The following is a 12,998-nucleotide window of genomic DNA, read 5'->3' on the forward strand; positions in this document are numbered from 1 at the left end:
ACACGGATAACACATGGCCTTATACGGGCAAGAACGATCTGCATCGATCTACTGCGATCGGGCAGTATCGCCACAAAGCGCGGACCTCGGCCCGTCAGGGCTCTACCATCCCCGTACCCCTCAGGGATCGGTTTGCCGCAAAGGAGCGTGCGTTGTCGGACCCGCGCATTACATTCGAGGGCACGGCGGTTCTGTGAGAGTGCACACAGATCCGAGCAGGTGCGGGTGCAGGAGTGACGGCTGAGGTGTGAGCCCGGAGGCGACGGGCAGGGATGGGGATCCGATGGGACACGACGCCCCACCGCGGTGGGACAGGCGGATGCAGCAGCGGCTCGCCCACGGCGAGGCGGCGGCGCTGGGCGAGCTCTACGACCGCTTCGCCTCCCTCGTGCACAGCCTCGCCTACCGCGTCCTGGACGACGAGGACGCCGCCGACCGCGTCACCCGCGAGGTGTTCGGCTACATCTGGGAGCACCCGGATTCCTATGACCCCAAGCAGGGCCCGCTGCGCTCCTGGGTCGCCGGCATCACCCGCCACCAGGCCGTCCAGCGGCTGCGCCAGACGGAAGCGGCCTCGGCGCGCGACTGCGGGCCCGACGCCCCCGCGCCCGCCGAAATAGAGGAGAAGATCCGCGAGGCCTCCACCGCCGCCCGCGCCGACTTCATCGTCACGTCCATGCCCGCTCCCCTGCGGGCCGCCCTGGAGCTGGCGTACTTCCAGCGCCGGGACTACCGCCAGACCGCGGCCGACCTCGGCGTCACGGAGGACGAGGCCCGGCGCCGGCTCCGCCTGGGCCTGCAACTGCTGTCCACCGCCCACAACCACCAGGCCCTGCCGCCCGCCCAGCGCTCCGCGGCCGCCCCGCGCTCCGGCTCCGCCTCGCCCCATGCGCCGCACGCTCCCCGCGGACCGCGCCCGCCGCACACCCAGCACACCGGCCCGGGTACCTCCGCACCGCCCGGCGGCCCGGGCCATGGACGGTCCCTGTGAACGGCCCGGACGAGTGGGACGGCCAAGAACTTCCCGGCAGACACGGCGAACGGCCGCGCATACCCGCACCGCGCACCGCGGCCGAGGACCACGGCCCGCTCCCGGACGCCCTGCCGGCCCCCTCCCCCGACCCGGTGCAGGACACCGGCGGCGGCCCCCGCGAACCGGAAGCCGAGCCCGTGACCGAGCTGCCCGCTCCCGTACCCCTCCCCGCGCAGGCGTCCGCCCCGCCGCACCGGGTCCTCAAGTCGTTGCTCGGCGCCTGGGCCCTGTCCGCCTGCTCCGCCGAGGAGACGGCCGCGGTCGAGGCGCATCTGACCGACTGCGCCTCGTGTGCGGACGAAGCGCTGCGGCTGCGCGACGCCGTCGGACTGCTGCACCCCGCCGACAGCCTCGACCTCGATCCGCTGCTGCGCTCCCGTGTGCTGGAGGGCTGTCTGGGCCGCCGCCCGGCCCGTATCCCGGTGCCCGAGTGGGCGACGCCGTACGACGCTGAGACCGCCAAACTGGACGCGCTGCTGCGTGACATGGGCGAGGCGGAGTGGCGCGCTCCGGTGCGGCTGCGCTGGTTCGAGGGCGAGCGCCCGGTCGAGCGGGAGACCACCGTCGCCGGTGTCATGGGGCATCTGATGGCGGTGGACGGCCTGGTCGCGACGGCTCTCGGACTGCCCGACCCGCTCGGCACGGCCGCCCCGCCGGGCACCCCCGACCCCCTCATCCGTACGGAAACGTTCTGGCGGACGCCGGACGGGGAGCAGAGCCCGCTCGCCCTCCGCGCACCATGGCGCGACCAGAGCTATGCGCTGATACGGCAGGTGTCGTTCGCCGGCGACAAGGTGTCCGAACTCGCCGTGCCGTACGGGGAGTTCCGGCTCGCGCTGCGCGACTCGTTCCTGGACCGCGCCTTCGAGTGCTGGGTGCATGCCGGGGACATCGCGGAGGCGGTGGACTATCCGTACGAGCCCCCGGCCTCGGCGCATCTCCACCGGATGGTCGACCTCGCCGCCCGGCTGCTGCCGAGCGCGCTGGCCGATCGCCGGCGGGCCGGGCTGGCCGCGCCGCCGCAGCGGCTGGTCGAGGCGGGCGCCCCGGGCCGGACGCTCCATCTGGAGGTCGAGGGCAACGGCGGCGGCCACTGGTACATAGCGCTGGACTCACCGGCCGCGCTCGGCACCCCGGACCGCACGGTCGCGCATATCGCCCTGGACAGCGCCGAGTTCTGCCAGCTGGCCGCCGGCCACATCTCCCCCGAGGAGGCCGCCGCCGGTCAGCACGGCGAACGCGACGCGATCCGCGATGTCCTCTTCGCGACGGCGTCGCTGTCCCGGCTCTAGCGCTCCACGGCTCGACGGCTCGACGGGCCCTGGAGGAAGGGCGGGCCAGTAGGGGGCGGTCGAACGTGTCCCGTAGGGGGCACGAGCGCCCCCCTCGGGGCCTACAACGTGAGAGGTGCGGAGCGTATTCCGTGACGGTGAGCATTCCGTTACGGAGGGTGCTCCGCGGTGGAGGGTGCTCCGTAGCGGAGGGCATGCGCCGCGACAGAGGGCGGCGCGCGCCGCGACGGAGGGCATGCACCGCCGCGGAGGGCCTCCGCCGCGGCGGACGGACGCGCCTTACGCGAAGACGACCGTCCGGCTGCCGTTGAGCAGCACCCGGCGCTCGCTGTGCCACTTCACCGCACGGGCCAGCGCCTGGCACTCGACGTCCCGGCCGATCGCCACGAGCTGGTCGGGCGTGACGTCATGGCCGACGCGCTCGACCTCCTGCTCGATGATCGGGCCCTCGTCGAGGTCGGCGGTCACATAGTGCGCGGTGGCACCGATGAGCTTCACACCGCGGGCGTGCGCCTGGTGGTACGGCTTGGCGCCCTTGAAGCTCGGGAGGAAGGAGTGGTGGATGTTGATGATCCGGCCCGACAGCGCCTTGCACAGATCGTCGGAGAGCACCTGCATGTAGCGGGCGAGCACCACCAGCTCGACGTTCTCCGCCTGCACCAGCTCCAGCAGCTGCGCCTCGGCCTGGGCCTTGGTGTCGCGGGTGACCGGAATGTGGTGGAAAGGAATGTCGTACGAGGCGACCAGCTCGGCGAAGTCCGTGTGATTGGAGACCACGGCCGCGATCTCGACCGGCAGCGCACCGATCCGCGAACGGAAGAGCAGGTCGTTGAGGCAGTGCCCGAACTTGGACACCATCAGGACGATCCGCATCTTCTCGTCGGCCCGGTGGATCTGCCAGTCCATGCCGAAGGAGTCGCCCACCGCCGCGAAGCTGGCCCGCAGCTTGTCGACGCTCACCGAGGTGTCCGCACTGAAGTGGACCCGCATGAAGAACAGCCCGGTGTCGTGGTCGCCGAACTGCTGGCTGTCCTCGATGTTGCAGCCGGTGATGAAGAGGTAGCTGGAGACGGCGTGCACGATCCCCTGCTTGTCCGGGCAGGACAGGGTGAGGACGTACTGATCGTTCCGATCGTGCTGACCGGGCTGGGTGGGCTGCGACTCGCTCATGACCTCATAGGGTCGCACACCCGCCGAGCAGGTCAGGCCGGGGCATCCGCCTGACCGGTCATGATGGCCAGCACCTCCAGCGAGCGCGGCGCGACATCGGGGTCCTCGCCGTCCGCCGTCGCCAGCTGCACATGGGCCTCCCGGGCCGCTCGTACGGCGTCCGGCCAGCCCTGGTGCTCCATGTACGCGGTCACCGGAGCGTCCGCGCCGACCTGGTGCATGATCCGCAGCACACGGAGCACGGCGACATCGACGAGCTGGGCCTCCTGGGAGTCCCGGAAGATCGTGCCGACGTATTTCTCGGCGGACCAGTTGTCCAGCCAGGTGTCCTCGACGAGCCGGTAGACGGCGTCGGTGACGTCTCCGTACCCGGGCAGGCCGGCCAGCCAGGCCTCCTGCTGGAACGCGGGGTCGGAGAGCATGTGCAGCGCGGAGCGCACATTGCTGCGCCAGCGCCACCACGGCATGTCGTTGAGTGGCATACCGCCCATGGTGGTCGAGCGGCGCCCGCGACGGGAAGACTTCTCCGAACCTTGCACAGCAATCGATCGTACGTTCTTCACCAATGATCTCAAGCGGCCCCCCGGAGTTCACCTCTACGTCACCATCCATTGCCTCGTCGTCACCAGCCCGTTCCGGGCAGGACGGAAGGCTGCTGTGTCATGACCGGACGGCGACGCTCCCTCCCCCGCCCCTTCTCCTCCGCTCCCGCGGTCGCGACCGTCTCGGCGGCGGCGTGCACGGCACTCCTCGCGTCACTGCTCTCGGGCTGCGGCTCGCTCACCGGATCGGCGGACGCCGGGGAGAAGGACCCGGTCACGGTGATGACCTGGGCCCCCGAGGGCACCAAGGCGACCAATATGCCGGGTATGCCGGCCATGGCGCAGGCCTACGCCCGCTGGGTCAACTCCCGCGGCGGCATCAAGGGCCACCCGCTGAAGGTGCTGACCTGCAACGAGCACAACGACTCGGTGACCGCGGCGCACTGCGCCCAGCGCGCGGTGGACGAGGGCGCCGTCGCCGTCGTCGGCTCGTACAGCCAGTTCGGCCGGTCGTTCATGTCGCCGCTGGAGGTCAAGGGCATCCCGTTCATCGGCGGCTACGGCGCCTCGGACGAGGAGTTCGAGAGCCCGCTGTCCTACCCCGTCAACGGCGGCCAGGCCTCGCTGCTCGCCGGCAACGGCCGGCAGCTGGCGCGCGACTGCAGCCGGGTGGCGCTGGTCCGGCCGGACAGCATCCAGGGCGACCAGATGCCCTCGCTGCTCAACTCCGGCCTGCAGAGCGGCAGTCGGCACCCGGCCAAGGACATCAAGGCCCCCGAGGACGGCACCGACTACTCGTCCGCGGTCAACCACGCGCTGGACGGCGTGGGCGCCGACCCGGCCGTCTACGGCACGTCCGCGGCCGGCGGAAAGGCGCCCGGCTCCTGTGTGACCGCCTCGCTGGGCGATCACACGGACGCGTTCTTCGACTCGTTCCGGCGGCTGCAGGAGGACAGCCCCAAGGTGCGGGTCGCGTCCGTCCTGGGCAGCGTCGGCCAGTCGCTGCTGAACCGTACGGGCGGCAGTGCCGGGCCGCTGGAGGACGCGGACATCACCGGCTGGTACCCGGTCGCCCACGACTCGCGCTGGCAGCCGATGCGCAAGGTCATCAACGACTTCGCCTTCGACGACAACCGCATCGACCCGGCCGACCAGGGCGTCCAGACGACCTGGATCGCCTACACCGTGCTGCGCGCCCTGATCGAACAGCTCGACGCCGCGGGCGTCGAGGACATCACCCCGCACGCCCTGCAGACCACGCTGGACCGCGGCGACCGGGCCATCGACACCGGCGGGCTGACCCCGAAGCTGCGCTGGCGGGACGACGACCTGCTCGCCGTCCAGGACTATCCGCGCATCGTGAACGGGATGGTGACCTACCAGGTCGTCAGGGACGGCGAGTTGACCGCCGCCCGGGACGGCTTCGTGAATGTCGCCAAGACGCTGGAGCAGCGGCGCACGGACAGCTGAGCGGGGAGCTGAGCGGACAGCTGAGCGGGCTGGGCAGCGGTCGGGGGACAGCCGGGCCGGGGGCGTTGAGCGGGAGCCGGGAGCGGGGGCGCGCGGACCGCTGAGCGGGGCGGGCAGCCTGGTGGCGCCCGCCCCAAAGGGTGCTCAGAGCTGTTCGGGGCGGCGCTCCGTCATCCCGTACTTCTTGGCGAGCGGGTTCCAGATCTGCGCCGCCTGCTTCTTGGCCGTGGTGGCCTGGCCACTGGCCACATTGCCCTGGGCGGTCTGCCTGCTGAGCCGGGCCTTGCCCTTGTGACAGCCCTTCTTGCTGCCGACCTGGCCGGCCCAGGCCGCGTAGTGGTTGTCCGCGGCCGCCGAGGACTGCCAGGCCTTGCTCAGCGCGGCGGTCAGCTGGGCGTGGTTCGGGATCTTGTCGACGGGCAACTGCTGCAGCCGCTTCACCAGGTCGTTGCGCTGGCCGGCCGCGGCCCGCAGGTCCTTGGCCGCGCCACCGAGGTTGCTGCAGGTCCTGATGCTGTTGACGGCACCGATCACCGAGGCGCGGCTGTTGTTGCTGTCGCCGAGCAGCGCGTCCAGGCCCTTGGCCTGCTCCTGCGCCGGATCGGCGGACGGCTTCGGCTGCTCCGACTCCTTGGCCGCCTTCGTCGTTTCGGATCCGGCGTCCTGCTTCTTCGCCGTGTCGTCGCCGCTGCCCCCGCTCAGCGCCCAGCCGAGGCCGAGACCGGCGCCCGCGAGCGCCACGATGACGATGCCGACGATCACGGCCGGGGCGAGCCGGCGGCGGCCGCCACCGTCGTCGTACGAGGAGGCCTGCTGGTCGTAGCCGCCGCCGGGCGGGAACTGCTGTCCCTGACCCTGCTGGCCGTACGGCGGGCGGCCCGGGTCCTCGAAGCGCGGCAGCTGGGCCGTGGAGTCCGGGGCGGCGGCCTGGCCGGGTCCGCCCGGCCCGTCGCGGAACAGGCCGTCGAACTCGGAGGGGGTGGGACGCTCACCGGGCGCACCGGGGCGCACGCCGTACGGCGCTCCGGGCGGCGGGGGCGGTGCACCGGCGCCGACCGGCGGGATGAGCTGGGTCGCCTCGGCGTCGCCCGGGCCCTGCGCGCCCGGCATCGGCTGCGACTGCGGCATCGGCTGGGCCTGGGGCCGCTGCTGGTTCGGCTTGATCGCGCGCAGCATCGTGGTGGATTCGTCGGGCGTCTCGGGCCGCCCGGCCGCCTCGGGCGGCAGCGGGGCGGCGCCGGGACCGCCGGACTGCGCGTCGAAGGGGGAGATGAGCGCGGTGGCCTCCGCGTCGCCCGCGGCGGGCGGCAGCGGTGCACCGGTCTGCGGGGTCGACCGCACCAGCTCTCCGGACGGTCCCTGCGGCTGCTGCTGCCCGTACTGCTGCGGGGGCTGCTGGTTCTGCTGCGGCTGCTGGGTCTGCTGGCCGTACGGCTGCTGCTGGGCCTGCTGGCCGTTTCCGTACTGGGCGCCCTCGGGCGGCAGCGCGCCCGGCGCCCCCTGCCCGTGGGTCATGCCGTGCGGCAGGAGCGCCGTCGCCTCGGCGGCCGAGTCGGCCGGCGGCAGCGGTGCGCCCGGCTGCTGGGGCGTCTGCTGCGGCATCGAGGGCGGGGCGGGCGGTACCGGCGGCTGCCCCTGGGGCGGTGCCGGGAAGCCCTGGCCACCCTGCGGCTGCTGCGGCACGGAGGCCTGCGTCGGCTGGAAGGACTGCGATGCCTGGGACGGCTGGGCCTGCTGGTACGGCGCCTGCTCCGGCGCGTATCCCGGCCCGCCCTGGCCGTAACCCTGCTGCTGGCCCTGGCCCTGGCCGTACGCCTGCGCCGGTCCCTGCTCGTACCCCTGCTGCGGGGCGGGCGCCTCGCCGTACGACTGCGGGGCGGCAGCGGCCTGCTGCCCGGGTCCCCAGGGCTGGCCCCACGGCTGTCCGGCCGGCGGCGCGGCCTGCTGGTCGGGCACCCACGGCTCGCCGTTGGCGGGCAGCACAATGCCCTCTCGCGCGGGACCGGCCGCAGAATTCTGCGGGTCGTGACCCTGTCCGCTCTGCGTCACCGTGACTCCTACCAACGTGCAGACCTACGGAATCGTCGGCTGCACGCTACCGGGTCGCAGCAACGTTCGACCACGTCGCCTGGTCACCACCCCCGCACGCTCATGGAACGCGCCGGGCGGCCCCTGCTCGCGGCCCGCCCGGCGCCGTACGACAAAGCCGACGCCGCACGACAAAGCGGCCCCGCCTCCGCCACATCGCCACGGCTCCCGCCCCGAGGCGTGGTGCACACCTCCCGCAGGACCCGCTCAGGCCGCCGTGGCCCGCAGCTCCAGCCGGGCACTGAACTCCCGTACCACCGGCTCGTCCCGGAAGGGCTCCAGGCGCAGCTGGAAGTCCTCCAGATACTCCGCGCCGCGGTCCGAACGCAGCCCGCTCAGCAGCTCCACCGCCTGGGTGCCCGTATGGCAGGCCGCTTCCACCTCCCGCTGCTGCACCTGGGCGCCGGCCAGCAGCAGCAGACCGATGGCCCGCCGCCGCGCCCGGCCTTCCGGGTGCCCGTCCAGCGCCTCCTGCGCACGCTGCCCGGCGGGTCCCGGCTGCCCCAGGTCGCGGTGGCAGTGGGCGAGTTCGTCGGCCAGGTAGGCCTGGTCGAAATGGGCGATCCAGACCGGGTCGTCGCCCGACTCGGACGCCGCCTCGGCGCGCTCCATCGCGGCGACCGCCCGTCCCGCCACCGCCTGGAAGGCCCGGCCGTCGCCCATCAGGGCGTGTCCACGGGCCTCCGCCGCACAGAACATCGCCTCCGCCCGTGGGGTGACATGACCGCGGGCGCCCTCCTGGGCGGCGCGCGCGAGCTGGGCGATCTCCCGGGGATTGCCGAGCGAGGCGGCGAGGTGGCTCATGCTCGCGGCGAGGACGTAGCCGCCGTAGCCGCGGTCCCCCGCCGCCTGGGCCAGCCGCAGCGCCTGGATGTAGTAGCGCTGGGCGAGGCCGGGCTGGCCGGTGTCGACGGCCATATAGCCGCCGAGTTCGGTCAACCGCGCGACGGCGGCGAAGAGTTCCCGCCCGACGGACTCGCGGTACGAACCGGCCAGCAGCCCCGAGACCACGCTGTTGAGGTAGTGCACGACGACCGGCCGGACATGCCCGGCACCGAAGCGGTGGTCGAGTTCGCCGAGCGCCGTGGTCATCGCGCGCACCGCCTCGACGTCCGAGATCCCGACCCGGGCGCCGGCGTTCCTGGCGACCTGGCTGTCCGCGCCGGTGATCAGCCAGTCGCGACTGGGCTCGACCAGCGCCGAGGCCGCGACCGTGGAGCCGCTGAGGAAGTCGCGCCGCCCCACATCGCTGCGCCACAGCTCGCAGACCTGCTCGATCGCCCCGAGGACGGTCGGCGAGAACTGCAGCCCCACCCCGGAGGCGAGGTTCTTGCCGTCGGCCATCCCGATCTCGTCGATGGTGACCGTGCGCCCCAGCTTGCGCCCCAGCGCCTCCGCGATGACGGCCGGCGCGCGGCCCCGCGGCTGCTGCCCGCGCAGCCATCTGGCCACGGAGGTCTTGTCGTAGCGGAGGTCGAGACCGTGCTCCGCACCGCACATGTTGACGCGGCGGGCGAGCCCCGCGTTGGAACAGGCGGCTTCCTGGATCAGCGACTGCAGCCGTTCGTTGGGCTGCCGTGCGACGAGTGGCCTGGCGGCCATGCTTGTACCCCCTGTTTACCGCTGCGCGTTCACCGGCGAACGCCGTTCCTCGTGATCGATTCCCCGTGAATATGCCGGATATCCGAGAGATCCGGGATATGCGCGATAGGAGGGATCGGAGCGATACGCACTTTGCAGCGGATGCTCAGTTGTGAGCGTTTTGGGCTCTGTCCGGAGCATCCTCGGTGCGAAGCGCTCGTTCACAAGGAGATGGGTGCGCGGTGCCGTGCACAGATCGCGGCGCCTCCGTGCCGGGCTCCCCCCGGGTGCACTTCGGACTGCCGCGGGCGGTCCCTCCGCCCGTCACGCAGGTGGCTACCCGCTCCTCGGGCCCCGCCCGCACACGCGCCCCCACCGGTGCACCCATGCGCCCCACGTGCGAGAACGATGCGCCGGGGGGCCGGCCCTTCGGCCGTAACCCTTGGTGACACCGGGAGTTGTCCTGTGCGTGGAAGAGACCATCACCGTCACAGGAGCCCCGCAGATCCCCCAGCAGCGCGGCGAGCAGCTGCTCGAAACTGCGGTGCGTTACGCGGAGGAACGGCATTGGGACGTGTTCCCGGGCGCATGGCTGGAGCACGACGGCGAGACGCCGCGCTGCTCGTGCGACGCCGGTGACTGCGCAGCGCCCGGCGCGCACCCCACCGTCCCCGACTGGGCCGGCCAGGCCACCGGCAGCGCGACCGCGGTCCGCCGTATGTGGAGCAAGCAGCCGCGGGCCTCGATCCTGATGCCGACGGGCCGGTCGTTCGAGGCGCTGGACGTCCCCGAGACCGCGGGCTGTCTGGCGCTGGCCCGTATGGAACGGATGGCCCTGCCGCTCGGACCGGTGACCCGCACCCCCGGCCGCCGGATGCTCTTCCTCGTCCTCCCCGGCGCGTCGGTGAAGGTCCCGGCGCTGGTACGGACTCTGGGCTGGTCACCGGCCGCGCTCGATCTGATCTGCCGCGGCGAGGGGGAGTACATCGCCGCACCGCCGACCCGGGTCGGGGCGCACGGCTCGGTGCAGTGGGCGCGCCGCCCCACCGCCACCAACCGCTGGCTGCCGGACGCCGAGGAGCTGATCAGCCCGCTCGCGTACGCCTGCGCACGGGACGCGGTCGAGATGCGGGGACGCTGACCCGGACCGGCCCGCTCCCCTTGTCCCCGCGGGCGTCCACAGGGACAGCGCCCAAAAGCCCCCGGTCGTATCGTGGGGTGCCAGACGGGGGTCAGGACGGCCTCTGCGGGGACGTCGAAGGGCAGGGCCGGTGGCGAACGAGCCGGAAGACATCGGGCAGCGGGACGAGTCGGCACCGCCGCCGCACAGCACGGCCGCTTCTCCGGGCGGGCCGGCCGCGGCTCCGGGGGACGCCGCGGCCGGCCCGCCCGCCGTACGCATCCAGGGCCTGTGGAAGAAGTTCGGCGAGCAGATCGCCGTCAACGGCATCGACCTGACGCTGCCCGCCGGCCGTTTCATCGGGCTCGTCGGTCCCAACGGCGCCGGCAAGACCACCACGCTCTCCATGGTGACGGGCCTGCTGCGACCGGACTCCGGGCTGGTCGAGATCGGCGGGCACGACGTCTGGCAGGACCCGGTGGCCGTCAAGTCCCGCATCGGCGTGCTGCCCGAGGGGCTGCGGCTCTTCGAGCGGCTCTCGGGACGTGAACTCCTCGGCTACATAGGGCGGCTGCGCGGTCTGCCGGGCACCGAGGTCGACAAGCGGGCCGGGCAGCTGCTGGACGTGCTCGATCTGGCGGGCGCCCGGAACAAGCTGGTGGTGGACTACTCCACCGGTATGCGCAAGAAGATCGGGCTGGCGGCGGCGCTGCTGCACAACCCCGAGATCCTCTTCCTCGACGAGCCCTTCGAGGGCGTCGACCCGGTGTCCGCACAGACCATCCGCGGCGTCCTGGAGCGCTACACCGCCTCCGGGGCGACCGTGATCTTCTCCAGCCATGTGATGGAGCTGGTCGAGTCGCTGTGCGACTGGGTCGCGGTGATCGCCGCCGGGCGGATCCGCGCGGACGGCCCGCTCGCGGAGGTGCGCGGCGCGGCGCCCTCGCTGCAGGACGCGTTCCTCGAACTCGTCGGCGCGCGGGGCCGCGGCGCGAGTGCGAACCTCGACTGGCTGGGCGGTGGCGGCGCCCGATGAGCACCGACTCCGCCGTCGCGGCCACGCGCCCGGCCGCCGCGCCGTCCCTGACCGGCGTCTTCGTACGGTTGAAGCTGACCCTGCTGCGCAACGGGCTGCGCCAGTCCACCGGCCGCACGCTCGCCTACCTCGCGTCCGTCATCACCGGTCTGCTGTTCACCGCGGCCGTGGTGCTGGGGCTGATCGCGCTGCGCGGCATCGCGCACGCCGGCGCGCTGGTCGTGCTGCTCACCGGAATCCTCACCCTGGGCTGGGCGGTGCTGCCGCTGTTCTTCCCCACGGGCGACGAGACCCTCGACCCGACCCGGCTGGTCATGCTGCCGCTGCGGCCGCGGCCGCTGATCGTGTCGCTGCTGGTGGCCTCGCTCGTCGGCATCGGTCCCCTCGTCACGCTCGCGCTGGTCACCGGCTCGGTGATCGCGGTCGCGGACGGCCCGGCCGCCGCGGCCGTGGGCGTGGTGGCGGTCGTCCTGGTGGTGCTGGTGTGCGTGTCGCTGGCGCGCGCGGTCGCCACCGCGTCGGTGCGGCTGCTGACCAGCCGCCGCGGCCGCGATCTCGCCGTGCTGAGCGGCCTGTTCATCGCCATCGGCGCCCAGGGCGTCAATATCGCCGCCCAGAAGCTGGGCCGGCCGGACGGCCTGTCCGTATTGGAGCCGGTGGGCACGGTGCTGCGCTGGGTGCCGCCGGCCTCGGCGGTCGGCGCCGTGGAGGACGCCGGACACGGGGCGTACGGGCGGGCGCTGGCCGGCCTGGCGCTGACGGCGCTGGCGCTGGTCCTGCTGCTGTGGTGGTGGCAGCGCACCCTCACCACCCTGATGACGGCCCCGGACTCCTCGACCCTCCAGGCCGTGGAGAAGGACAGCGCGCGCGGGGCCGGCAAGGAGGAACGCGGGCTCGCGCGACTGCTGCCGGACGGGCGGACCGGCGCGGTCGTGCTCCGTACGCTGCGCTACGCATGGCGCGACCCCAAGTCGAAGATGGCATGGGCGACCGCGCTCGGCGTCGGCCTGCTGGTGCCGGTCGTCTCGGCCGCACAGGGCAACGGCAGCCTCTACACCTCGCTCTTCGCGTCCGGGCTGCTCGGGACGCAGATGTACAACCAGTTCGGGCAGGACACCTCGGCGTTCTGGATGGTCGCCTCGACGATCGCCACCCCACGGGACGCCTACCAGGAGCTGCGGGCGCGTGCCTTGACGCTGGCGTCGGTGGCCGTCCCGTACGTCACTCTGGTCGTCGCCGGCACCGCCGCCGTCATCGGGCCGTGGTCGGACTTCGTGGAGGTGTACGGGCTCTCGCTGGCCGTGCTGGGTGCGCTGTTGGCGACCGGGGCGCTGTCGTCGGCGGTCTTCCCGTACTCGATCCCCTCGGAGGGCAACAAGAACGTCGCGCCGGGACAGGGCGCGATCGCCTGGTTCAGCCTCTTCGGCGGAGTGCTGGTGGGCGCCGTGCTGTGCTCGCCGCTGCTGGGCCTGACCATCTGGCTGCATGTCGCCGGTCTGCACCAACTGTTGTGGGTGCTGCTGCCGGTCGGTGCGGTCTACGGCCTGGGCGTAGCGGAGCTGGGACTACGGGTGGCGGCGCCCCGGGTGGCGCGGCGGCTGCCGGAGATCCTGGTGGCGGTCAGCAAGGGCTGACGAGGCGGGCCGGGGGTTGCCGGGGGCGGGGC

General features: G+C 72.9%; 10 protein-coding genes. 6 read left to right on the forward strand and 4 right to left on the reverse strand.

The genetic code is table 11. The features are described from left to right. The first annotated feature begins 283 nt into the window (after positions 1-283). A complete protein-coding gene (locus Scani_RS06945) occupies positions 284-991 on the forward strand; it encodes an RNA polymerase sigma factor (RefSeq protein WP_159471016.1) in 708 nt (235 codons plus the stop codon). Then, positions 988-2,325 carry a zf-HC2 domain-containing protein gene (locus Scani_RS06950; RefSeq protein WP_159471018.1) on the forward strand — a complete coding sequence of 446 codons (1,338 nt, stop codon included), beginning with the start codon at positions 988-990 and terminating at the stop codon, positions 2,323-2,325. Before Scani_RS06945 ends, Scani_RS06950 begins: the two co-directional genes overlap by 4 nt. 279 nt (positions 2,326-2,604) lie before the next feature. Here Scani_RS06950 and purU read toward each other — a convergent pair whose 3' ends face one another. Then, positions 2,605-3,495 carry a formyltetrahydrofolate deformylase gene (purU, locus tag Scani_RS06955; RefSeq protein ID WP_159471020.1) on the reverse strand — a complete coding sequence of 297 codons (891 nt, stop codon included), beginning with the start codon at positions 3,493-3,495 and terminating at the stop codon, positions 2,605-2,607. A gap of 32 nt (positions 3,496-3,527) precedes the next feature. Next, entirely contained in the window at positions 3,528-4,040 is a 513-nt protein-coding gene (locus Scani_RS06960) for an SCO4402 family protein (RefSeq protein WP_159471833.1), read from the reverse strand. A gap of 117 nt (positions 4,041-4,157) precedes the next feature. Between Scani_RS06960 and Scani_RS06965 the strand changes: the two genes are divergently transcribed. After that, positions 4,158-5,507 carry an ABC transporter substrate-binding protein gene (locus Scani_RS06965; RefSeq protein ID WP_159471022.1) on the forward strand — a complete coding sequence of 450 codons (1,350 nt, stop codon included), beginning with the start codon at positions 4,158-4,160 and terminating at the stop codon, positions 5,505-5,507. 144 nt (positions 5,508-5,651) lie between these two features. Here the strand turns inward: Scani_RS06965 and Scani_RS06970 are convergent, their stop codons facing one another. Together Scani_RS06970 and Scani_RS06975 are read right to left on the reverse strand one after the other, a co-directional pair. Next, entirely contained in the window at positions 5,652-7,556 is a 1,905-nt protein-coding gene (locus Scani_RS06970; RefSeq protein ID WP_246295529.1) for a hypothetical protein, read from the reverse strand. Positions 7,557-7,802: 246 nt separating this feature from the next. Beyond that, positions 7,803-9,197 carry an NsdA family TPR-like regulatory protein gene (locus Scani_RS06975; protein WP_159471024.1) on the reverse strand — a complete coding sequence of 465 codons (1,395 nt, stop codon included), beginning with the start codon at positions 9,195-9,197 and terminating at the stop codon, positions 7,803-7,805. 448 nt (positions 9,198-9,645) lie between these two features. Here Scani_RS06975 and Scani_RS06980 point away from each other — a divergent pair, with 448 nt between their 5' ends. The 3 genes from Scani_RS06980 (at position 9,646) to Scani_RS06990 (ending at position 12,966) form a co-directional block, all read left to right on the forward strand. Then, positions 9,646-10,317 (forward strand): bifunctional DNA primase/polymerase, encoded by a 672-nt coding sequence (locus Scani_RS06980; protein ID WP_159471026.1) that lies wholly within the window; start codon positions 9,646-9,648, stop codon positions 10,315-10,317. 130 nt (positions 10,318-10,447) lie between these two features. After that, the gene (locus tag Scani_RS06985; protein WP_159471028.1) at positions 10,448-11,332 is read left to right on the forward strand and encodes an ABC transporter ATP-binding protein; all 885 of its coding nucleotides are present in this window, start codon (positions 10,448-10,450) and stop codon (positions 11,330-11,332) included. Continuing rightward, complete coding sequence (locus tag Scani_RS06990) at positions 11,329-12,966, forward strand: transporter (protein WP_159471030.1); 1,638 nt, start codon at positions 11,329-11,331, stop codon at positions 12,964-12,966. Before Scani_RS06985 ends, Scani_RS06990 begins: the two co-directional genes overlap by 4 nt. Positions 12,967-12,998 lie beyond the last annotated feature (32 nt).

The organism is Streptomyces caniferus, assembly GCF_009811555.1.
In the GTDB taxonomy this organism is placed as follows: Bacteria; Actinomycetota; Actinomycetes; order Streptomycetales; family Streptomycetaceae; genus Streptomyces; species Streptomyces caniferus.

Excerpts from the sequence above, each read along its gene's own strand:
- Scani_RS06945 (WP_159471016.1), top strand. The coding sequence starts at position 284 with ATGGGACACGACGCCCCACCGCGGTGGGACAGGCGGATGCAGCAGCGG.
- purU (WP_159471020.1), bottom strand. The coding sequence starts at position 3,495 with ATGAGCGAGTCGCAGCCCACCCAGCCCGGTCAGCACGATCGGAACGAT.
- Scani_RS06965 (WP_159471022.1), top strand. The coding sequence starts at position 4,158 with ATGACCGGACGGCGACGCTCCCTCCCCCGCCCCTTCTCCTCCGCTCCC.
- Scani_RS06975 (WP_159471024.1), bottom strand. The coding sequence starts at position 9,197 with ATGGCCGCCAGGCCACTCGTCGCACGGCAGCCCAACGAACGGCTGCAG.
- Scani_RS06990 (WP_159471030.1), top strand. The coding sequence starts at position 11,329 with ATGAGCACCGACTCCGCCGTCGCGGCCACGCGCCCGGCCGCCGCGCCG.